This is a genomic window from Rhizobium sp. CF080, assembly GCF_000282095.2.
Lineage (GTDB): Bacteria > Pseudomonadota > Alphaproteobacteria > Rhizobiales > Rhizobiaceae > Neorhizobium.
This window is the reverse complement of record NZ_AKKC02000005.1, coordinates 80,771-101,021: the sequence shown is the minus strand read 5'-3', so window position 1 is coordinate 101,021 and position 20,251 is coordinate 80,771. Positions and strand designations below refer to the sequence as shown.

Genomic DNA, 20,251 nt, shown 5'->3' with positions numbered 1-20,251 from the left:
TGGCGATACGCTAGACCCGGTCGTAGGTGAAGGATGTCAGAAGCGTGGTGACGAAATTGCTTGCCTTTTCCTTCACCAGCACTTCGGTCCACTCGTCGGTACCTCGCAGCATCAACCCCGTGTAGATGCTGTCGACTGCAGCCTCTTCGACGCGCTTGATATGCGCGTGAAACGAAGCCTCGTCCCCCGACTTATACAGATCGCGGACGACCATCCTCAGGATTTCCTGAATCGCGATCTGCCAGGCCGTGTTGATCGCCTGTAGTTCGTTGGCTTGCTCTTTCATGGAATCTCCGATGCTTGCCAGCTATAGCCAGCAAACGACATGGCTCGATCCGTTTGATCGGCCAATAAAAAAGGCCAGGCATGATGCCTGGCCTCGATTGGCATTGGTAGTTTGCTTTCGACAGTGCCAGTACATCCGTGGTCAAAGGAAAGCAGATACCGATTATACGGCCTGCAGATTGCAGGCAGACATCTTGCCCGACTTCATGTCGCGCTCGAGATCAAAGCCGATCTTCTGGCCTTCGACGATTTCGCGCATACCGGCGCGTTCGACGGCAGAGATGTGGACGAAGGCGTCGGTGCCGCCGTTGTCAGGCTGAATGAAGCCGAAGCCCTTCGTGGAATTGAACCATTTAACTGTGCCAGTGGTCATGATGAACCCTTTTCATAGCAATATGAGACGACCGCGGCGCGTAAGCGCTGTGGATGGTGATTACGATTATTGAAAGGAAGGTTCGCTCAGAGCGCGGTGCCATTCGCGCGGTAACCAAAGCTCAGCAAGCAAATATCGACAGAGACATCACTACGCCCATTATCGCAGCGGGTCAACTTTTAGTTTCTTAACGGTCAATTTCTATCAATAATGGCATTTATTGAGATTCGAGACAGCTTGCAGCCTCCCGTTCGTGGCAAAGCCTGGCGCCATATCGGTGAACTCAATGTCCGCAGCCGCAATCTTCGGACGTGGATTTGAGTTGCTCGATACGCTTCAGAAAACGGGAGTAGCTCGATACTGCAAGCAGAAGCAAGGACGGCGAGCGCCACGATCACAAAGATGGCGATGCTGAACCGACTCAAGCGATACCTCTGCTCCGCGGCAGCAAGCGACATGCTCTCTAGATCCGCTAACGCAATCTAGGGTTCGCGACCATCGAGCAATATGTCGCTATCCGAGCTGCGAGGGAGAAGCTCAAAAAACGGTCGATCCCACGGCACGCGGTCTTTATTTCGCGAACTTCCCTTCCAGCCAAGTGATGGCCTTCAGTGTCGGGCGCTGCAGCCATTTGCTGTCCTGTGCAAGGATGATCAACCCGAGCGGCACCATCCAAAAGCCAAGGATCGGCAAAAACCCGACGAACCCGAAAATGACGAACAGGATGCCCACGATCAGGCGAAGCCATCGCAACTCCGGCTTCCTCATCCACCTGATGAAACGACCCAAAGGTCGCGGTATTTTGTCGGCGTATTTCTCGACAATCGCGTCGAGCTTCTGGGCATCCGTCTTGTCGGTCGTCTCTTTTACCCCTCCACGTCGCTGGGAGGCGTCGAATGTTTCCGAGGAGTTTTGTTTGCTTCGGTTGTCCTGGTTCGGTCCAAGGCCAGACGGGTTTATCTGACGGCCCTCGTTCATCGCGTTCGATACGGCCTTGAAAAGAGGAAGCTCGGACAGTCTCTCGATCGCCACCGAAAGTTTCGGCTGCCAGTTGGGATAGCTGCTGCTGGTGCCGGGCACGTTGGTCGGTCGTGTCTCGTTGGTCAGGTCTGCCAGACGAACGGCGACCAACATGCTTGGCGTCTCGGCGACAAAACGATGCGCCCGGACCGTCAGGTCGTCCAGAGCAGATGTCGAAGGGTTTTTGGTCACGCCGGCTGCGTCCGGAATGCTGACCGCCTGGATCAGTTGCTGCCGTTCCACTTTGCGCGCGGCCTCATGCTGCCGCGTCAGGTCCGACGAAACAATGCCGTGTTCGGCCCGCAGGGCAATATCCGCACCGCGCCACCAGCCTGCCAGTGTCTGGTGGTCATGCGTCGATATGCAGGCAAGCGCGAGAGCTGGATAGCCGGCGGCAGGTTTGAAGCCCGCGTCATCGCGCTCGTAAGAGAGGATGCGATAGGACAGGACGTTCGCGGCCGTCAGATCGTGCTGAAGTCCATCGGGGAGCAATCCCAGATCCTCGCCGATGACGAGGCAGCGATGTTGTGCCGATGTCTCCGCCAGGATCTGGATAAGGTCTTTTTGCGGATAGGTGACATAAGCGCCGTCGGATGGCGTGCCGTCGACAGGCACAACGAACAGCCGGCGTAGAGCCGCGGCGTGGTCGATTCGGATGGCGCCGGCATATTGCATAGCCACTGTCACCATTCGCTCGAATGGTGATTTCTGACCGCCTGCGATCCGCGAAGGCTGGAAACCGGCAAGATGCCAGTCCTGTCCGTCCGGGGCGAACGGATCCGGTGGACTGCCGATTGTCGCGTCTGCCAAATAATTCTCGCGTTCACTCCACGTCGCGGAACCATCGAGAGCCTCGCCAACGGCGAGATCGAGGTAGAGTCCGATCCGCAGGCCTGAAGCGCGGGCATGTGCTGCAGCGTCCGAAAGCTGGCGATGTGTGATCCATTGCAGCCAGAGATGAAAGCGGATGTCATCGTCATGCGCGACGCCGAATGAAGCGACCGCTGGATCGTCCGGATCCTGATATTCCTTTGGCCAAGAGCGCCAACCGGCCGAACAGCTGTTCTGCACCATATGCTCCGACAGGGTCTCAAACAGGGCATGACGACGAAGCGCCTCTCTGCCGTCTCGGACGAAGGTTTCGAAGTCCGCATGCCCGTAATTGGCCGCATCGGTGCCTTTCCACTGGGCCCATATCGATCGCAATGTTGAAAGCTTCGTTGATGCCACTGCCTCGTAGTCGACAAGATCGGTAGCGCGCAGCGCCTCAATCGCTGTTTGTTGCTCGATATCCGGCTGGAATCCAGGCAGCTTGTCGACCGCGATATAAAGCGGATTGAGGAATAGCCGGCTAGACGGTTCATAAGGGCTGCATCGACGGGCGTCGGCAACAAACGGAGCGTGCAGCGGATTCAATCCGATGAAGTCGCAGCCGAGCGAGGCGGCCAAGCCTATCATAACCCGCAGGTCCTCGAAATCGCCGATCCCCCAGTTTCGCTGCGAGCGCAGTTCATAAAGCTGAAGGCTCAGTCCCCAGACCCGTTCCTCGACCAAGAAATCGGGGACGAAGCAGGTGGTCGCAGTTTCGAAGCCATGCGGTCCGGCCCTCCGGCCGACGGGATCGATAGATCGATCCTCAGACACGTCAACTTTCAGCGCATGCAGAAGCTTTCGCTTGGTGTCATCGGAGATTTCGACCGTCTGGCCGTCGGGCGTCGGACGCTTGAGGTCGATACCGTGCTCGCGTGCCAGTTGATCCAGCACGCTTCCGGTCAAGCCGGCCAAATGCGCGTTAGACATGCATTGCTCCTATGCCAGGGCGCTCGACACTCTCACATAGCATCGGCGCGGACCCAGACGCTGATACCGCCCCCATGAACCGGAAAGCTCGCCTTGCCGTCATCGCCGACGACGACCTCGTCGTCGCGATGACCGAGGTAATCCCGGAAGCTGACGCCCGCGGCTTCCGCGCCGAGATCGACCGATTTTTCGCCCGCATTACCATTTGACATGACGGTAACGCAGCCGGGGAGGTCGACCGTTCCATGCCGCACGAATGCGATGCAGGAGGGATGATCGAGGTAGTCGGTCTGCGGACCGTGCGCGAACTGGTTGCGCGCTTCGACCAGTTTCGAAAGGCACTCGATCACCGGCATATCGATGTCATGCTCATTGCCGTCATCGCCGGTGTCGCGATAGGAACCGCCGAACAGGTCGGGATAGAACACACATGGCACGCCCTGTTCCCGCAGAAGGATCAGCGCATAGGCCAGCGGCTTGAACCAGGGATCGACCGTCGCCTCGAGTGACTGCAGCGGTTGCGTGTCGTGATTGTCGACCAGGGTGACTGCATGGTCCGGCATCGACGCGACCAGCGATCCGTCAAAAATCCGGCTTATGTCAAAATTCGCCCCCTGCTTCGAGGCATCATGGAAGCTGTGGTGCAAGGCTACATCGAACAGCATCAACTGCTTGTCGACGAGATCGAGATAGGAACCGAGGGCAGCCATGTCGGGGTGCCAGTATTCGGCAACGACAAAGAGATCCGGGCTGATGCTGTCTCGCATATGACCGACCCAATCGCGGAAAAACCAGGCGGGAATGTGCTTGGCGGCGTCCAGGCGGAAACCTCCGACTGCGACCTGTTCGTTCAGCCACCGGCCCCAGTATTTGAGTTCCTCGTAAACGGCATTGTTGCGAAACTCGACATCTGCGCCCATCAGGTAGTCGAAGTTGCCGAGTTCGTCGTCGACCTGTTCGTTCCATTGCCCCTCGCCATACTCGTTGACGAGTTTGAAGACACCGGTTTCGTCGGGCTGTTCGACGACATCCACCCCGCTAAAGCACTGCTTGTCCCAGACGAATTTTGAATGCTTGTCCTGCCGGCCGGGAAAGGTGAAGCGTGTATGGGCGAGCGCCTCAAATGTATCGTCCTCGATCTGGGTCCGATCGTCGGCATTGACCCTGCGGACCTTGACGCGTTCCTTTTCATCGGCACCCATCTTGTGATTGAAGACTACGTCGTGGATGGCCCGCACGCCGTTGATCTGCAAGGCGTTGCAGGCGTTCTCAAAAGATGTTCTGTCACCATATTTGGTGGCGACACTTCCCTTCTGATTGAATTCGCCAAGGTCGAAGAGATCGTAGGTATCGTAGCCGACCGAAGACGAGCCAGCAGCACCCTTATAAGCGGGCGGCAGCCAGACGTCGGTGATGCCCATGGATGCAAGCGCTTCCGCTTTCTCCGCAACTTCCTTCCAGAGCCTTCCGCCATTGGGCGTGTACCAGTGAAAGAATTGGAGGAGCGTGCGTTGCGTCATGGCGAACCTCGTTGATGTGGCGCCATTCAACGGGCGTGAGCAGGATTGGTTTCGGGGGTCTGCCACCAGGTTGCAGATTTCTCTTTCCAGGTCTCTGCTTAAGTTAGGTCTTGAAAGCCCCGCGACGGAACCTAGGTCGGCTCAACCTGTTCTGAGAGTCGCCAGTCAGGCGCGCTTGCAAGGGGACAACGACCATATCATGACATCGGAGATTGCGATCATCGGGTCCGGCCCGACAGGAATCTATACGTTGAAGGGATTGATCGAGAGTCCAAGGCCGGTTTCCATCACGATCTTCGAGAGTGAAGCAGAGCCTGGCAAGGGAACGCCTTATCATCCGGATCTGAATGACAGGGCGATGCTGTCCAACATTGCCAGCATCGAATTGCCTCGGATCTGCGAGACCCTGGTGGAATGGCTCATGCGCCAGTCGGATGACGAGCTTCAAAGGCTTGGGATTGAGCGGACCGCGATCGGCGAGCGGGAATTCTATCCTCGGGTCGTGCTGGGCGAATTCCTGCACGCACAGTTTTCGCAGCTACTCGCCATGGGCAAGGCTAAGGGCCACTCGATCAAGGTGAAGGCAGCGCATCGCGTTCGCGATATCGAGTTGCGAAAGTCCGACATCCGGTTGAGTGTCGCCGCGGCAGACATTGAGCCCGTCGAGTTCGGATTCGATCATGTGGTCATGGCAACCGGCCATGATTGGCCGGAAACTACCGAGATAAGGCCAGGCTATTTCCTGTCTCCGTGGCCAGCCCCCATTCTCAAGACAATTTCTGCCTGCAGGGTTGGCATCCTGGGAACGTCGCTCAGCGGCATCGACGCGCTGATCACGGTTTCGACCGCCCACGGGATGTTTCTGCTCGATGAACAGGGCGATCTCCAATACCGGCCGCTTCCTGGTACGGAGGGTTTTCATGCGACGATGATGTCGCGGAAAGGCGTCCTGCCTGAGGCGGATTTCTACTGCGAGATCCCCTACCGGCCTTTGCAGATCTGCACGGAGGACGCGGTAGATGAGTTGATCCGCAATCATAAACATGGCCTTCTCGATGCGGTCTTCGAGCTATTCAAGGCCGAACTGGTATCGTGCGATCCGGACTACGCGGCCAGCATCGGTCTTTCGCTCCTCACCGTTGAAACCTTGGCACTTGCGTATTTCCACAAGCGCGAGACCACCGATCCGTTTTCCTGGGCGGCGCGCAATCTCGCCGAGGCGAAAGCCAACAAGGAGCGCGGATACACTGTTGAATGGCGCTACGCGATCCTGCGAATGCATGAGGTGGTTGCTCGGGCAATCCCACACCTCGACGCCGATGATCTCAAGCTGTTTCACAAACACTTTAAGACCGTCTTCGTCGATGACTACGCGACTGTCCCGCATGAATCGATCCAACGGCTTCTAGCGTTACATCGGGCTGGGAAACTCGAGATTGTGGCCCTCGGCAATGACAGCGATATCGACAATACGAGCGTCGAGCGCGGTGCGATCGTTCGCTTCGACGGTAACGATCTTCGGTTCGATGCATTTATTGATGCGACCGGGCAGCATGGCCTATCCGCTAGAGACATCCCATTCCCGACCCTGCTGGAGCAGGGCGTGGTTCGAAAGGCGGCGACCACCGCTACACTTTCTCTCGACGGCGATGACGAAGCGATCGTCCGTACAGGGGGTGTCGATCTCGACGACCAGTTCAGGCCGGTCTTCGAAGACGATCTATCCCACAACCTCTATTGCGGCTCGATTGCTTTTCTGCTGCACAAACTTCCATTTGTACAGGGCATCACCAGCGCTCGAGACATTGGCGAGACGATATCGAAAGCAATTCTGGAAACGGAAGCCAAGGCTGTCCTTTCACCCGCTTGATTGTCGGATGTCATTCGACAATTCTATAGGCTGGGTCGCCGAGGGTGATACGGCCGGGTGCGTCGACGGTGCAGTATATGCCGAGGTTTCGCCGGTTTTGGCGAAGAATGGTTCTCAGGATCTCCGGGTTCTCGGAAAGGCCTGGCTGTGCCACGAGCGTCATGCCGCATCGTTTGGTTTCTCCATCGGCCCGAGCGGTAACCTGACCGATCTGCAATTTTTGCCCGATCCAAAATTTTTCCAGGAAACCCGTATCGCCGGACGTTTCCAGCAACACCGTTGGACGAAACCGGCGGCTATCCATCGAGTTCTCGCCGAGCAGTGTCGCCAAACGATCCAGAGACCCAGTGGTCAGCAGGTGGAGAGGGCTGGGATCGTAGCGCCTAGTGGCTGCCTTCTCATAAGGGCGAGCCAATACATCGAAGCCGAAATGCATGGACAGCTTGGCGTCCAGGTGCTTGCTATCGACCGCTGCCCACATACCGTCCGGAAAGCCGATTTCAGGCATACCAGATAGCAACCTTGACTGTAGGAAGAGTATTGGACGCCAGCGGACCTCTTTCTCCGGGGCCGCCGGCTGGCCAGTATTGGCATCTGCAATACACCAGCTGCGGTCACCGGCGATGCCACCCTTATCGATCTCAACCGATGTCAGCTGTTCGCCACCCGTGGAACTGACCGGGTGGCGCCATATTTCTCTGATAATTCCGAGAAGCTCCAATCCCATGCGTCTCCTCGTCGCGATCATTCCTGGTTGCGGAACTGTAGTGACAAGCAGCGGGTTCCCATTCGAAACGTCGGGTGACAGAGACGCCTCTTTATCTGCCGTAGTGACAGACGGCCGGCTTGGCACTGGCCCAAGCGGTTGGGACGTTGCACATCTAGCCCGTGAATTAACGCCGACTATGCCCGTCATCTATATAACAGGATATAGCGCCAACCTCTGGTCGGCCCACGGAGTGCCGAGCATCATTGTCCTTCAAAAGCAGTTTGTTGAGGCGCAACTCATAACCGCAATCGCAACACTGCTAAACCAAGCCAGCACCACTGGAACAACGTTCTCGCGATAGCTAGGGCGCCTAGATGCCGCGGCGCATGGCTGCATCAGCTCTCTCCTCTCGGCCTGCCTCCGCCAAGCGCTGCGATCAAGTACGTCCGAGTCGGCAGGTCTGCGATCTCCACCACACGTCCGAGCTCGTGAAGGCACCTGTTCTGTCAAATAGCGATCGAGCTGCCCATGCAAGACGTCATCCAAGCGGCTGTGGGCGCCGGATGGCGCCAAGACGAGTTGCTGACCGCTATCATCGAGGTTGGCGAAGATCTCATGCTCGCGGACCACGCCAACGCCGAGTTGGATGGCTTACTGAAGGCGCTGCGTCGCAAGTTGGAGCGATAAAGCCAAAAAATGCCCGCCTAAGCGGGCAAAGTTTGGCGGGGTAGTTCACGAAGTACGGAACGCAGCCACCTCAGGGGATGTTCTGGAGATAGGAGAAACGCGGCCGCTGCGTCCAATGTTCAAACCGGTAGCAACGTGTTGGGTTCCCGAGCTGCAACCTATTTTTGATGATCAGATACTCACCTGTAGACATTTCCGCTCCTGCTTCTTCAGTGACCCGTCGAGATCGTACTTGAAGCTAGTTCCGATGATCACGCTCCCTCAGCAGCCGACTGGCTTCTTGCCTTGAGCGTCCGGCACACACTTGTCCACGCCGGACTGTGCACCGCTCTGCTGACCGCTGGAGGAAGACGATCCGGATCCGGCGGAGCTGGCGCCGCCTGCAGTGCTGCCGGCACCGGCGGCACCTCCGCTGGCGCTGGAGCCGCTCGCGCCACCTGACGAGGCGCCGTTGTTTCCGCTTCCGCCGCCGGCGGTCTGAGCAACTGCAGCTGTGGCGAGACCGAGCGAAAGGGCAGCGACAGCAAGAAGTTTAAGTGTCATAGGGAATTTCCTCCTAGTTGATGACCGGCACCGAACCCGCCTGAGAGGGAAAAGTTCCGCGAAAGACAGTCGAGCTAAATGAAGGCCCACTCATCGTCTGCCGAGTGGAAAGTTCAGGATATTCCAGTGTACGACTTCGACGCAGCCGAGGGCTGTGGCGGGCTCGTACGAAATCGCCCCCGATTCAAATGTGGCGATTTTTAATTTTCGCTGATGTCGAGGTCCGCTTCCTCTGCAGCTCGCAGAAACGCAGCCCGCGCTTCGGCTACCGGTCGGCTGCCACTCATGACATCTAGGAAGATTTTGCTAGCCGCTGCAAGTTCATTCCCATGACTCACTGGCCGTGAGGTCATCATAATGTCCGAAGTCTGCTCAGTGCTGCTTACCTTACGACTAACGCCGTTCTCATCGTCGTAGACTACAGGTCGGCGCCAACGTTTCGAGTCTAACATTGCAGCGACTCCGACAGCCCACCCCTTCCTAACATCCGGCAGCACAACACGATCCCTTGGACAGCATGAGGGGTAGGCTATCTCGGAGATTAAGAAATCTCTTCTCAAGCTGACCGCAATACACGAGGAGGGTGTGGCATTGGCGCTACAGTCTTTTTCGCGTCGTGGGCTATATTTGTCAAAAGCCAATTTTACGTAACGAGGATCGATAATGAGAAAGCTTCTTTATACCGCAGCAGCAGTATTTGCCCTTGCCAGCGTCGCGAATGCTGCCGATGCTGTTGATCAGGTTCCCGCAGCGCCAGTCGCCGAGGAAGTACCTGTCGTGTTTACCTGGAGCGGCCCCTATCTCGGTATCCAGGGCGGATACGGTTGGGGTGACGCGGATTCCACCATCAGCGGCGCCCCTGTGACCTTTGGCAGTGATCTCGACGGCGGCCTTTTTGGTGCGTTCGTTGGCTATAACCACCAGTTCAGCAACAATCTCGTGCTCGGCGTTGAAGGCGACCTCGATTACAATTGGAACGAGGACGAAATTACCGCCGGCGCCGAGGTTAAGACGACGTGGCAAGGCTCCGCGCGCGTTCGCCTCGGTTACGCTTTCGACCGGGCTCTGATTTACGCGACCGGCGGCTGGGCCGGCACACGCGGCGAAGCATCGGTGCCGGGCTTCGGAGAACGCAGCGAGACCTTCAGCGGCTACACCGTTGGCGCTGGCCTTGATTACGCTTTCACTGACAACATCTTCGCACGCGTAGAATATCGCTACACCGACTTCGGCAGCGAGACTTTCGACTTTGGCGCCGGCACCATTGACACCGATTTCAATCAGCATGCTGTCAAGGTTGGCGTCGGCGTGAAGTTCTAAACGAACTATCTTTCCCACTGCCTCTTGGGCCTCGCGAAAGCGGGGCTCTTTCGTTCTGGGATGCACCTTAGAACGGAAAAAGCCCCGCAGCCCATTACGGCCACGGGGCTCCGTCCGCCACGTTAGGTATGAGAATATATCAGCTTCATCATCTGCGGTGAATAGACCAACGAGCAACCAGCGAAACGTTCATTCCCCAAGCAATGCTTGCAGTTCTCGACCCCTCTGCACATCATGTCAGTTTCACACAATGAGCAAGCCTGAGCACCGCCACGACCGGCGGCCACTCAACGGTTTCAAGTGCGCGCCGTCGCGTGGGCGGCCGTTGCCTGCAAGAGGCCTGGCACATACGCCCTCGTGTGATCCGCCGTGCCAGGCCTCCTACCGCGCCAAGGAGGATCGGTCGCGGCAGGGGGCAGTCTTCCCCACTTGATTTAAATGGTTCCAGTTCCGTTAGCGGACGTACTTAGCCACTCGTAAATACCCACAGCGCCTGCGTCAAAACGGGACAACATGCCAAGACGTTGAAGCTCCTCCTTGATCGGCAGGCTTTCCTTGTGAACCTTGCCGTAGGCGAGGAGAATTACCGCATCGCCTGGCTGCAGGCCCAAGAGAGCATCCGCGAATGCGTGGCCGCTGCCCGCCGGTCACGAAATTCGCGCGACCTATTCGACCAGGATGCGTCGAGATGCTATCCGCCGATCAAAGTCTCGTAGAGCAACTTCAGAGCGTAAATTCCCATCGTGATCGCCAACGTGAACCGTGCGCTCTCGCGCCATTTTGCGCCGGCGCGCTGTATTGCGGAGCTGGAGAACAGGCGGCCGACGGCTGTGAACCACGTCAGCGCCATGAGGAAGATGACACAGCACACGACCGCTCGACCCCAAAGGGTTCTGAAGTCGGGTTCGGCAAGGTAGAAGCTGACGAAAAACGGAATAGACAAGGGATTGGATAAAGCGGTTACCAATCCTAGGCCGAAGAGCCGGAGATTGAGCGTCCCCACTGTCGGTGAGTACGATGCTTGAGGGCTTGCCGGTCGCCGGATGAGCCGCCATGCCGAATACAGCAAAATCGAAGAGAGAAGGGCAGAACCCCAGAGATCCAAGCCGTCGATCGTGTCGACAGTCGATGCGCCTATGGCGGCAAGGAAGCATGCAACGGCGGCGCCGGACGCCACGCCTGCCGCAACACTGAAAGAGCGATGCCAGGACGGGTTCACGGCAACTCGAAGAACAACAAGTAAATTCGGACCTGGGGTCATCAAGACGAGCGCGTACGGCAATGCTATCGAGGCGAGCAGCGGCATGATGACCATCGTCAGAACTACGCGATTGTTAGGCTGAGATGTAATTTGGCGCTTTTCAAATAGCTCGCGTCACCCAGTCGGGCGATTCATTGAGGCTGAGTCATTCAATTTCTAGGGTACGGTCGATTAAACGGCCGAGGCCGTGTCGCCGGAGAGGGCCACGGCTATTGTTCTCTTCTCCGCAATTGGGATCGATGCGATCAACCTCGCCAGCGCAGCCTGCGATCGAACGCCTGTTTTGCCAAAGCACCGGCTGACGTGCGTCTTCACCGTGTTGGGCGAAATCCCCAGGACCCGAGCGACCTCAGGGAGGTTCATTCCAGTCCCGATCAGCGCCGCGACCCTCGTCTCGGCTTCAGTAAGTTCAAAGATGTTCTGCAATTGCCGGGCTTGCAGGCGGGTTTTGCTTTCCGGATCGACAATATGAACAAGAACGCGCGCATCGTCATCAACCGCATCCCACTCGGAGAACGGCGTTGGGGCGAGTGGAGTAACGACCACCAAATAAGGCTGCAAGCCTGACGGTCTATACACCGGCAATGCTCCCTCGAAAGGCGTGTCTCCACCCAAGGCGACTATGAGCGCCTGGCGAATGGCCTTTGCCAGACGGTTCGATGTTTCGGGCATATGGGCAGCGAGTGCAGGCCTTTCGGATCTGCTGATAAAAAGGCCGTCGCCTCGCTTCAGGAGAGCTTCGGCTGCCGGGTTGAGCAGCAAGATCGTGCCGCGCGCGTCGATCAACACGGCAGCATCCGACATTACGTCGATCAGTCGTTGCGCCAATCCGGGACCACGACCTATCCGGTTCATCTGGAGGGACAAATCGATCGCGCGTGCGATATGCGGTGCGATCTGTGTCAGCCGCGTCGTGGCTTTCAGCACATGCTCGTCTTGTTGGCGAGACAGGAAGAGGGCAATTCCTCCGATGCCTCCGCGCTCGTGCAGGCTGGCATGCGGCATGAAGAGCTGATTGAAGATGTCCTGAGGTTCGCAAATGTCGGCATAAAAGGCGGAATGCCGAACGGCCTCTGCATCGATCAGGGTGTTTCCGACCGCTATTTCGTTCGGTCTGATTTTTTCGAACGCGCGCGCATACGGATTTCCGGTATAGCGCTCGAGATACAATGCATTTAAATCTTCGCGCATGCGCCCAGGAATGAGGAAGCTGCCGCGGCCTCCGGGAGCTTGATAGACGATGTTTCCAGCGACGGCGCCGACATATTCGATGATCGAGCCAAGCGCCTGTGGCCAGGTGTCGGTTCCGCCGGCAGCTCGATAAATACCTTCAACGATCTCGACATGATCCATATCAGCGCCTCTCGTTTAACCAAAGGGACTTGCTAATTACTGCGATCACTGCACTATCATGATTGCCTAAAGGCAGGCCCTCGCACAAGCATCACCCGATCGGGCGATGTTTGTGCCTCAAAGCCAATTCTGCGCCAACCCATTCCGACCGAGTGGTCGGAAGCGCGCCACAGCGGATTTTCCTACGCGATTGAGGGAGATTGGCAAGTTTCACCGCGACGAACGTGATCTTGTCCGTAATCGGGCACGGCGGGATCCACTCTTTTCGAGGATCTGGATCCATTTCGGTGTCGAACATGATTATGAAGGCCGGCGCCAGCGCGACGATCTTGCTTTGCGCGCCCAGCCCGGCGACGACGCCGATGACGGCCGCCCTCGCCATGCCGATGCTCGACAGCATCTGGGAGATGTAGAACAGCGGGACGTTGATCTCCTGATAGGGGTAGAAATAAATCGCCACCATGCTGGATAAGGCTTTGTAGGCGACGACGAAGTCACTCAGATGCTGGCGAAGCTGATCATCTCGTGCTTAATAATAGCGTTTGATGGTTAGCATATTTGATCGTTCGGTTCATTCGCTCGACCTGATAGTTGCTCCGGGAGTGAATGGGCTTGGCCGTCCGGTGTTCAATACCTTTTTGCGCAGATATCTTCAAAGGCGTGACCGCGGAATATCTCGCCATCCAGATCTCTCGCAATCCTAAGCGAAGGCACTGATCCCCTGCCGGCCATGTGACGAAGTCATGGGTCGCAAGTTCGATCTCTTCAAGGCGCTCACTTCACCGCCTGCTTTGATCGGAGGCATGGCTACATCCACTTCGGGATGCGGACGGGCTCAAAACGGCGCAGGCTGCCGAGCAGCCGGGCCGTATCGACGTCGACCGAGATCGAGTGACGGTGCGCTGCGGGCAGGAACTTCGTTTCCACCATGTGGTCGATGAAGCCCAGGAAGCTGTCGAAGAAGCCGGACGTGTTCAGCAGCCCGACAGGCTTGTCGATCTCCGATAGCTGGTTCATCGTCCAGACCTCCATCAGTTCCTCGATGGTGCCGATACCGCCGGGCATGGCGATGAAGCCGTCGGCGAGTTCGACCATGCGCTGCTTGCGCATGCGAAGTGTCGGAGCGATCTCGTGCGACGTGAGAAGCAGATGCTGTTGGCCGCGCTGATGCAGGCTTTCGGTGATGACACCATGGACCACGCCGCCGGACTGGAGTACGGCGTCGGCGACGACGCCCATCAGGCCCTTTGTAGTGCCTCCATAGACGAGGCCGACACCTTCGGCGGCGAGCGCATGTCCGAGCGCCCTTGCACCGTCAGTGTAGGCATCCGTCGCGCCAAAATTCGACCCACAGAAGACGGCGATGGATTTTAGAATACGCGTGCTCATGTCGACCTCATCCAACGGCTTTCGCGGTCGCCGCGATGTCTTCGATGCCGGAAAAGTAGGCGGTAATTTCAAGATCGGTCGCTTGTCTCGTCCGCTCCAGCACGTCGCCTCCGGCCCCGGTTCCCTGAACGATGAAGAAGGTCACGGATTTCAGGCCGATCGTGGCGAGAACGGTTTTGAGGTATGGCGTGAGGAAATCCGGCTGCCGGGCCTGCGCGCCGGAGAAGCTGCCTCCGGAAGCGATAGCGATGAAGACCGGGCGGTCCCGTAGGAGACCGGCCTTGCCGCCGGGTCCGATCGAAAATGTTCGCCGTGCCCTCACAACATGATCGATCCAAGCCTTCAGCGCCGACGGGACGGACAGGTTGTGCATCGGCGTCGAAATGACCAGCCAGTCGCAGCTTTCTAGTTCGCGCACAAGTTCCTCCGAGCGGGCCATCGAGCCCGTGGCGGACACGTCCTCGGAAGACGCCTGGGACACGGCATAATCTTCGTCGATATGCGGCAGGCCTCCAGTACCAACAGGCCGTTCCACCAGCTCTACGGGCGGGTTCCGTTGCCGCAACTCGGCAATGAGCCTTTGGGAGAGCCGATAGCTCTCGGCCGCTTTGCCGCGGGGGCTGGCGCTGACGTGCAGGATCTTTCTCATCTATCCATTCCCTTCAATCACTACGGTTTGTTGTAACGTCAGGGTGGACCAGCCCACAGAGCCATAAAGGATGTTCTGAGGTAGGCCATGACGTCGGCTGGACTTGAGTTGAGAAACCGTGATGGCCTATGAAGAGAGATCGAAAAGCTAGAAGTCAGTAGGGCCATGGCCAAACGCATTAGCAGCTACATGCCGCGGCCGGATACCTCGGCGGACACCGCCTACTACCGCCAGATCTATGATCGGTTTCGTAGCGCCATTGCCGAGCGCGTTCTGAAACCTGGCGAGCGTATCCAGTCCGCACGAGCATTGGCCAAGGAACTAGGTCTCGCTCGGGGGACCGTCGAAACCGCATATGCGCTGCTTGCCGCGGAAGGCTACATCGAAGCCCGTGGGCAAGCCGGAAGCGTCGTCTCGCCCGGTCTCAAGCCCGAGGCCGCCGAGGTCGTGCCCGTTCGTGTGGTGGCGACCGATCCGCTCGCGACAAGCTATCGACCGGATAGCATCCTCCCGTTTCAGATGGGGCTTCCCGCGCTCGATGCATTTCCGCGGAAGGTTTGGGCGCGGCTCGGCGCCCGACGGGCGAGGTCCATGCAGCCGTCCGACATGATGCATCCCGATGTCGGCGGCCTGCCGGAACTGAGGACGCAGATCGCCGCTTACTTGAGAGTCTCCCGAGGGATCGATTGTGCACCGGGACAGGTTTTCGTCACTTCGGGCTACCGCCAGACGATTGGGCTGATCTCGCAGACGCTGCTTAAGATCGGCGACAAGGTGTGGCTGGAGAACCCCGGCTATCCACCGTCCCGTGCTGTGTTCTCTCAAATGGGCGTCGATCCAGTCGCGGTTCCCGTTGATCGCGATGGCATCGTTGTTTCCGAAGGACTGCGAAAGGCTCCGGACGCGCGGGCCGCGTTGGTGACCCCAGCACACCAGAGCCCACTTGGCGTATCGCTTTCGCTGCCGCGCCGGCATGGCCTTCTGGATTGGGCAGCTCGGAACGGCGCTTGGATCATTGAGGACGACTACGACGGTGAATACCGATATGTCAGTCGGCCCCTTCCGGCGCTGAAGAGCCTGGATAGAGATGGACGCGTGCTTTACGCTGGCACGTTCAGCAAGATGCTGTTTCCAAGCCTCCGGCTCGCCTACCTCGTGGTTCCCGAAAGCGAAGTGGAAAAGTTCGCCAGGGTAGTCGAAATCCTTGCGGGCGGTAGTCCAGCATTGACCCAGGCAATTGTGGGCGACTTCATCTCCGAAGGGCATTTCGCCCGCCACATCCAGCGCATGCGCAAGCTCTATGCCGAGCGCAGGGAGGCGACCGTGTCGGGCCTGAAGGCGGCTCTTGGCGATCAGGTGCTCATCGATCAGCAGCCAGGCGGCATGCATCTGATCCTGAGGCTTGAAAGGCGTGATGACCGCCATGTCGTCGAACGCATGCGGAAGGCCGGCCTATATGCCGAAGCCTTATCGGATTGGACTTTCGAAGGAAAAGAAACGTCCGCATTGCTTGTCAACTTCACCAATGTCGCGTCGTTCTCGCTTGCCGAAGGCTTAGGGCATCGGATCGCAGGCTTGCTGTAAATTGACGATCATGGCCCATATTCGAAGGCGGTCTATGGACCTTCTGCATTAGACCAAGATGCATGATCATCAGGCCTTTCCAACCAGAAAGGCTTCATCATGAGCAATCGCATCGACTACGCAAAAATCTCGCCAGAAGGCTACAAGGCCTTTGGCGGCGTCTACGTCACCCTCCAGAAAAGCGGCCTGCCGAAGGTGCTGGTCGATCTCGTCTATCTGCGGATCTCGCAGATCAACGGCTGCGCCTTCTGCATCGACATGCATACGCGCGATCTTCTGAAATCGGGGGTTACGACCGAGAAGCTGACACTTCTCGCCGTCTGGCAGGATGCCGGGGCGCTCTTCTCCGCAGAGGAACGGGCGGCTCTCGCCTGGGCGGAGGTGGTGACGCGCGTTTCCGAAACCGGGGTGCCGGACTCCGCCTATGCGGCCGCCTCCGCCATCTTCGGAAGCAAGGATCTTGCCGACCTCACCTACGCGATCGGCCTGATGAATGCGTTCAACCGCTTTGGTGTCGCATTCCGTTCGACGCCGGCCGCCGTCGCCAACCTCTGACGCTACCTGCTACCAACACTCGCGGCAACGATCGCCGCGAGCGTTCTTCCCCAAGGAAATTATCATGGCTTGGTTTCTGCTCGTTCTCGCCGGAATCCTCGAGATCGTCTTCGCCCTCGGTATGAAGTCGTCGCAAGGATTCACCCGCCTCATCCCGTCGCTTCTCACGATCGCATCTGGCGTATCGAGCGTCGTGCTTCTTTCCTACTCCCTGCGCTCACTGCCTGTCGGTTCAGGATACGCTGTCTGGACCGGCATCGGCGCGGCCGGAACTGCGATTTTCGGAATGCTCCTCCTCGGCGATCCAGCGTCAGCACCGCGATTGCTTTGCATTGGGCTGATTGTAGGCGGGGCGATCGGCTTGAAACTGGTCTCCTGACCGAAATACGGGTTTGTAAGTGCAATCCGGCGAGGGACCTTTGATCGAATGGACGCTCTTCTGACTTTCCCGCGCTTTTAGCCGCGGATTACTGGCCGTCAGGCGCAGCGACGGCGTATCTAAAATGGTGGGACGAAATAGTCCCACTGTATGTTCTCTGTCCTTCGCGTCAGCATCAGGCCGCTAAGGTCTACGCCTCTATCGACTTCGTGACGGATAGATTGCGATATAAACCGGGCGATGGTGCATAGTCGCCTTGTCGAGACCACGGGGAGGAGCCATAGAAAGTGGCATCATTGCGAGTTTCGGAGAAACACCATGTTCAACGTCATCGAAGACGATCTATCAGTCACAGGATCTGATCGCTTTCCATCTGGCGGGCATGGCGCAAAATGTTCCAGCTGGCGCCACGTTTCTGGGGCCAGGACAAGAGCAGTCCGAAATCGTACGCGGCCTTTATCAAGCAAAGACAGCTACGGCCGATTTGATGGTGATGCCGCCATCCGGGCTTCTGCGCATCTGACGGCCGGTAGCAGCGCGGAACACTTGCAGTAATTGCAGCGCCGGCGGCACCCTCGACCAAAGGATTTTCATGCTTTCCTTGCCGCTTCGGCTTTTTTGCAGAGCCTGTCCGGTAACAATGCGCTGGGACCAGCGGAAACCGATTTCGTGGAAATATAGGTCGGCAAGTTCTGGGCTGATGTGATGAAAAACACCTGCGATGGTTCGGCGGACCCGAGCATTGAACCCTTCAACTGAATTTGACGTGGACAGCATCCCGGACATATTCACTGGCGGCCCGCAAAGTACCTGTTGTTGATGGCCAGATCATCGGGATCGCCCGTCACGGGAGTCACAATGCCACCGTCAAGCTGGATACCGGCCCTGTCGCGGTCGACATCCTGTTCGCCCATCCGCGAACCAAGCCGTCCGCAACCCTGCATGAGACACTTGGTTTCGCCACGGTCAATACGTCAACCGGCATAGCCCTCAAGGTCGACGAGCGCCGCCAGACCAGCATACCCGGCATCTACGCCGCCGGCGACCTCGCCAACCCCGGAATGCCCTCGGTCACCACGGCAATATCGCAGGGCGCGACGGCGGGTATCTCCGCCCAGCAGTCGATGCTGGTTTGAGAGCACAGATTGGAGATGAGCATGGCCGTCGAATCGGACAGCGCGGGTGTGCGCTTCCCTCCGCCCTTCGTCTATCTGGGAGCGTTGCTGTTGGGGCTGGCGGCGGAGCGGTTCGTCACCCTGCGCTCTTTCGGCATCGACTGGCGGTTGCTGGTTCCGACGGGCGCGCTGCTGTTCGTTGCCGGCGCGGCGATCATGCTAGTGGCGGCGGGGCTGTTCCGGCGGCTGGGCACCAACGTTCCGCCGTCGCGGCCAACGACCCTCATCGCAACGACCGGTCCCTATCAGTGGACCCGCAATCCCATGTATCTCGGTATGGCGCTTATCTATGCCGGCCTTGCGATCGGCTTCGACGGGCCGATCGCCTTCGCCTTGCTCCCGTTGGTGCTGATCGCAATCCAGACGCAGGTGATCGCCCGCGAGGAGCGCTATCTCGAAGCGAAGTTCGGCGATGACTACCGCCGTTACAAAGCCGAGGTTCGCCGCTGGCTTTGACTATTCCGCCGCTGCCGCCTGCGGGGCCTTCTGATAAACCGGCACCGGCTTGCTTGCCACGAGCTATCATATTCTGGAGGTTGCGGGCCGGTGTCACGGAAAACCGACCGGCCGGCTGACCACAGGTCAGTGGAGCGAGCCGGCGTGCTGTATCGTCGATACCATGGGCAGATTTGGGCACCGCTGGCCTCCACAAATGAGCCGTCGACGTCCCGAACGCCGATGTCTGCTTTCGAGAAGCGGTAACCAAGAGCGGACAGACTGCCACCGGCCCCAAATCGGTCATTCCATCCAGGCCGAGCCGATGCCCGCTACAGGGGAATTTGAGACGGAGTGCTTTAAAAAACAGGATCCAAGGGGACGGGCTCTGACCGTCCATTGCCGACTGATAGAATCGCTAATCGCTATTCCGCTCAAGCATTTCAAGGTGCGCTGTGCCTACGTCTTTGACCAGCTCGAGCAGCAGGCTGGGCCGCTCTCCCAGCCACGAGAGCGCCTCCTCGCTGATCTCGTAGTGTTTCGAGTACCGCGCCTTCACATAGGCCTCATTCAGCGTGTTGAACCAGGCGCGCTCCCGGTGCTGATCGCGCGGAAAAGCCTCGGCCAGACGCCGGTCCTGCTCCTCGGCAAGCGAACGCAGGAACTTGATGTTGTGCGAAGGCGGGCCGTAGTTCGTGAGGGTGAGGAGCACGCATGAATAGGCCTGCTCTATCGCCTGATGGAGCTCAAAAGCGGCATGGTTTGGGCGGTCCCTGCTGGAATGAAATTCAAAACCATCCAGCAGTCCCTCCGCAAAAGAAAACTTCGATCTGAAGTGCTCCCTCGCTACCCGCAACCGATCCTCCGGCGAAAGTGGCTGCGGCTCAGCAAGCGGCTCATCATCCAGCTCATAGAGGACGATGCCTTCCTTGCGGATATCGGAAAAGAAGTACTGCCCCTCCTTTAGGTAGGTGTTCACCTCGCGCCTGGAGTGGACGATGAAGCTCACCGGTGTTTCGAATGACGTGTCGTGAATCAACCGGTCGGCGGCCTTGTACCAGTAGTCGGCAAACTCACAGAGCCTGCGGTCGTTGACGATGATCAGCAGATCGAAATCAGATCGATAACCCTTCATCGTGAACGGCTCGTCGACCCAGCCGCCCTTGGCATAAGAACCGAACAGGATGATCTTCAGGATCCGGCCGCGCTTCTTGAAGTCGGCCGTGCCCTCTTTCAGCGCGTCCTCGAACTCCTCGTGCAGGATTTCCAGAACCCTGCCGAGTTCGCGTTGTTTGCGCAGCGGTATATGATCGATCGACGATTTCATGAGCAATCGATAGGCGA

18 protein-coding genes and 4 pseudogenes are annotated in these 20,251 nt (G+C 58.2%); 8 read left to right on the top strand and 14 right to left on the bottom strand.

Annotated elements, in window-relative coordinates; genetic code table 11:
• Nucleotides 1–10: 10 nt before the first annotated feature.
• The 4 genes and pseudogenes from PMI07_RS16100 to amyA all read right to left on the bottom strand — a co-directional run bounded on the left by PMI07_RS16100 (nt 11) and on the right by amyA (nt 4,998).
• On the bottom strand, nt 11–286 hold the full coding sequence (locus tag PMI07_RS16100) for a hypothetical protein (RefSeq protein ID WP_007768627.1): 276 nt from the start codon (nt 284–286) through the stop codon (nt 11–13).
• A 162-nt stretch (nt 287–448) separates the two neighbouring features.
• Complete coding sequence (locus PMI07_RS16095) at nt 449–658, bottom strand: cold-shock protein (RefSeq protein ID WP_007768629.1); 210 nt, start codon at nt 656–658, stop codon at nt 449–451.
• 963 nt (nt 659–1,621) lie between these two features.
• A pseudogene (gene malQ, locus PMI07_RS16090) lies at nt 1,622–3,454 on the bottom strand (4-alpha-glucanotransferase); the annotation flags it as partial.
• A gap of 56 nt (nt 3,455–3,510) precedes the next feature.
• Nucleotides 3,511–4,998, bottom strand: a complete 1,488-nt coding sequence (gene amyA, locus PMI07_RS16085; protein WP_007768635.1) for an alpha-amylase — start codon at nt 4,996–4,998, stop codon at nt 3,511–3,513.
• On the opposite strand from amyA, the gene PMI07_RS16080 reads away from it, so the two are divergent.
• Nucleotides 4,997–6,868 carry an FAD/NAD(P)-binding protein gene (locus PMI07_RS16080; protein ID WP_245277173.1) on the top strand — a complete coding sequence of 624 codons (1,872 nt, stop codon included), beginning with the start codon at nt 4,997–4,999 and terminating at the stop codon, nt 6,866–6,868. The two genes, amyA and PMI07_RS16080, sit on opposite strands and share 2 nt — an antisense overlap.
• A 10-nt stretch (nt 6,869–6,878) precedes the next feature.
• Here the strand turns inward: PMI07_RS16080 and PMI07_RS16075 are convergent, their stop codons facing one another.
• Nucleotides 6,879–7,595 (bottom strand): MOSC N-terminal beta barrel domain-containing protein, encoded by a 717-nt coding sequence (locus tag PMI07_RS16075; protein ID WP_024163856.1) that lies wholly within the window; start codon nt 7,593–7,595, stop codon nt 6,879–6,881.
• 510 nt (nt 7,596–8,105) lie between these two features.
• Between PMI07_RS16075 and PMI07_RS34955 the strand changes: the two genes are divergently transcribed.
• Entirely contained in the window at nt 8,106–8,264 is a 159-nt protein-coding gene (locus PMI07_RS34955; RefSeq protein WP_007773600.1) for a hypothetical protein, read from the top strand.
• Nucleotides 8,265–8,525: 261 nt separating this feature from the next.
• On the opposite strand, the gene PMI07_RS16065 is transcribed toward PMI07_RS34955, so the two are convergent.
• Nucleotides 8,526–8,807, bottom strand: a complete 282-nt coding sequence (locus PMI07_RS16065) for a hypothetical protein (protein ID WP_024163855.1) — start codon at nt 8,805–8,807, stop codon at nt 8,526–8,528.
• A 663-nt stretch (nt 8,808–9,470) separates the two neighbouring features.
• Here PMI07_RS16065 and PMI07_RS16055 point away from each other — a divergent pair.
• The gene (locus PMI07_RS16055; RefSeq protein WP_007761447.1) at nt 9,471–10,127 is read left to right on the top strand and encodes an outer membrane protein; all 657 of its coding nucleotides are present in this window, start codon (nt 9,471–9,473) and stop codon (nt 10,125–10,127) included.
• Nucleotides 10,128–10,818: 691 nt separating this feature from the next.
• Here PMI07_RS16055 and PMI07_RS16050 read toward each other — a convergent pair.
• The 6 genes and pseudogenes from PMI07_RS16050 to PMI07_RS16030 form a co-directional block, all read right to left on the bottom strand.
• Nucleotides 10,819–11,433 (bottom strand): LysE family transporter, encoded by a 615-nt coding sequence (locus tag PMI07_RS16050; protein ID WP_037087177.1) that lies wholly within the window; start codon nt 11,431–11,433, stop codon nt 10,819–10,821.
• A gap of 126 nt (nt 11,434–11,559) precedes the next feature.
• Nucleotides 11,560–12,741, bottom strand: coding sequence for a helix-turn-helix transcriptional regulator (locus tag PMI07_RS16045; RefSeq protein ID WP_007753943.1), 1,182 nt, complete (start codon nt 12,739–12,741; stop codon nt 11,560–11,562).
• A gap of 91 nt (nt 12,742–12,832) precedes the next feature.
• Nucleotides 12,833–13,204: a hypothetical protein gene (locus PMI07_RS16040; protein ID WP_007753961.1), complete on the bottom strand. Its 372-nt coding sequence runs from the start codon at nt 13,202–13,204 to the stop codon at nt 12,833–12,835.
• A gap of 69 nt (nt 13,205–13,273) precedes the next feature.
• Nucleotides 13,274–13,425 (bottom strand): annotated as a pseudogene (locus PMI07_RS35690) (IS481 family transposase); the annotation flags it as partial.
• Nucleotides 13,426–13,548: 123 nt separating this feature from the next.
• Entirely contained in the window at nt 13,549–14,130 is a 582-nt protein-coding gene (locus PMI07_RS16035; protein ID WP_007753973.1) for a TIGR00730 family Rossman fold protein, read from the bottom strand.
• 7 nt (nt 14,131–14,137) lie between these two features.
• Nucleotides 14,138–14,779, bottom strand: a complete 642-nt coding sequence (locus tag PMI07_RS16030) for an NAD(P)H-dependent oxidoreductase (RefSeq protein WP_007753975.1) — start codon at nt 14,777–14,779, stop codon at nt 14,138–14,140.
• 165 nt (nt 14,780–14,944) lie between these two features.
• Here PMI07_RS16030 and PMI07_RS16025 point away from each other — a divergent pair, with 165 nt between their 5' ends.
• The 3 genes from PMI07_RS16025 to sugE all read left to right on the top strand — a co-directional run bounded on the left by PMI07_RS16025 (nt 14,945) and on the right by sugE (nt 17,297).
• On the top strand, nt 14,945–16,363 hold the full coding sequence (locus PMI07_RS16025) for a PLP-dependent aminotransferase family protein (protein ID WP_007753977.1): 1,419 nt from the start codon (nt 14,945–14,947) through the stop codon (nt 16,361–16,363).
• A 99-nt stretch (nt 16,364–16,462) separates the two neighbouring features.
• A complete protein-coding gene (locus PMI07_RS16020; protein WP_007753978.1) occupies nt 16,463–16,918 on the top strand; it encodes a carboxymuconolactone decarboxylase family protein in 456 nt (151 codons plus the stop codon).
• A gap of 64 nt (nt 16,919–16,982) precedes the next feature.
• On the top strand, nt 16,983–17,297 hold the full coding sequence (gene sugE, locus PMI07_RS16015) for a quaternary ammonium compound efflux SMR transporter SugE (RefSeq protein WP_007753983.1): 315 nt from the start codon (nt 16,983–16,985) through the stop codon (nt 17,295–17,297).
• Between the two features lie 459 nt (nt 17,298–17,756).
• Here the strand turns inward: sugE and PMI07_RS34230 are convergent.
• Nucleotides 17,757–18,096 (bottom strand): annotated as a pseudogene (locus PMI07_RS34230) (transposase); the annotation flags it as partial.
• On the opposite strand from PMI07_RS34230, the pseudogene PMI07_RS16010 reads away from it, so the two are divergent.
• Nucleotides 18,089–18,433 (top strand): annotated as a pseudogene (locus PMI07_RS16010) (FAD-dependent oxidoreductase); the annotation flags it as partial. The pseudogenes PMI07_RS34230 and PMI07_RS16010 overlap by 8 nt on opposite strands.
• Nucleotides 18,434–18,454: 21 nt before the next feature.
• Nucleotides 18,455–18,928, top strand: coding sequence for an isoprenylcysteine carboxylmethyltransferase family protein (locus PMI07_RS16005; RefSeq protein WP_007753986.1), 474 nt, complete (start codon nt 18,455–18,457; stop codon nt 18,926–18,928).
• A 397-nt stretch (nt 18,929–19,325) separates the two neighbouring features.
• Here the strand turns inward: PMI07_RS16005 and PMI07_RS16000 are convergent, their stop codons facing one another.
• Nucleotides 19,326–20,234 carry a nucleotidyltransferase and HEPN domain-containing protein gene (locus tag PMI07_RS16000; RefSeq protein ID WP_024163852.1) on the bottom strand — a complete coding sequence of 303 codons (909 nt, stop codon included), beginning with the start codon at nt 20,232–20,234 and terminating at the stop codon, nt 19,326–19,328.
• Nucleotides 20,235–20,251: the final 17 nt, after the last annotated feature.

Bases quoted from the DNA above. Each gene is read 5' to 3' on its own strand.
- PMI07_RS16100 (WP_007768627.1), bottom strand. From the start codon at position 286: ATGAAAGAGCAAGCCAACGAACTACAGGCGATCAACACGGCCTGGCAG.
- PMI07_RS16095 (WP_007768629.1), bottom strand. From the start codon at position 658: ATGACCACTGGCACAGTTAAATGGTTCAATTCCACGAAGGGCTTCGGC.
- PMI07_RS16080 (WP_245277173.1), top strand. From the start codon at position 4,997: ATGGCGAACCTCGTTGATGTGGCGCCATTCAACGGGCGTGAGCAGGAT.
- amyA (WP_007768635.1), bottom strand. From the start codon at position 4,998: ATGACGCAACGCACGCTCCTCCAATTCTTTCACTGGTACACGCCCAAT.
- PMI07_RS16075 (WP_024163856.1), bottom strand. From the start codon at position 7,595: ATGGGATTGGAGCTTCTCGGAATTATCAGAGAAATATGGCGCCACCCG.
- PMI07_RS34955 (WP_007773600.1), top strand. From the start codon at position 8,106: ATGCAAGACGTCATCCAAGCGGCTGTGGGCGCCGGATGGCGCCAAGAC.
- PMI07_RS16065 (WP_024163855.1), bottom strand. From the start codon at position 8,807: ATGACACTTAAACTTCTTGCTGTCGCTGCCCTTTCGCTCGGTCTCGCC.
- PMI07_RS16055 (WP_007761447.1), top strand. From the start codon at position 9,471: ATGAGAAAGCTTCTTTATACCGCAGCAGCAGTATTTGCCCTTGCCAGC.
- PMI07_RS16050 (WP_037087177.1), bottom strand. From the start codon at position 11,433: ATGCCGCTGCTCGCCTCGATAGCATTGCCGTACGCGCTCGTCTTGATG.
- PMI07_RS16045 (WP_007753943.1), bottom strand. From the start codon at position 12,741: ATGGATCATGTCGAGATCGTTGAAGGTATTTATCGAGCTGCCGGCGGA.
- PMI07_RS16040 (WP_007753961.1), bottom strand. From the start codon at position 13,204: ATGGTGGCGATTTATTTCTACCCCTATCAGGAGATCAACGTCCCGCTG.
- PMI07_RS16035 (WP_007753973.1), bottom strand. From the start codon at position 14,130: ATGAGCACGCGTATTCTAAAATCCATCGCCGTCTTCTGTGGGTCGAAT.
- PMI07_RS16030 (WP_007753975.1), bottom strand. From the start codon at position 14,779: ATGAGAAAGATCCTGCACGTCAGCGCCAGCCCCCGCGGCAAAGCGGCC.
- PMI07_RS16025 (WP_007753977.1), top strand. From the start codon at position 14,945: ATGGCCAAACGCATTAGCAGCTACATGCCGCGGCCGGATACCTCGGCG.
- PMI07_RS16020 (WP_007753978.1), top strand. From the start codon at position 16,463: ATGAGCAATCGCATCGACTACGCAAAAATCTCGCCAGAAGGCTACAAG.
- sugE (WP_007753983.1), top strand. From the start codon at position 16,983: ATGGCTTGGTTTCTGCTCGTTCTCGCCGGAATCCTCGAGATCGTCTTC.
- PMI07_RS16005 (WP_007753986.1), top strand. From the start codon at position 18,455: ATGGCCGTCGAATCGGACAGCGCGGGTGTGCGCTTCCCTCCGCCCTTC.
- PMI07_RS16000 (WP_024163852.1), bottom strand. From the start codon at position 20,234: ATGAAATCGTCGATCGATCATATACCGCTGCGCAAACAACGCGAACTC.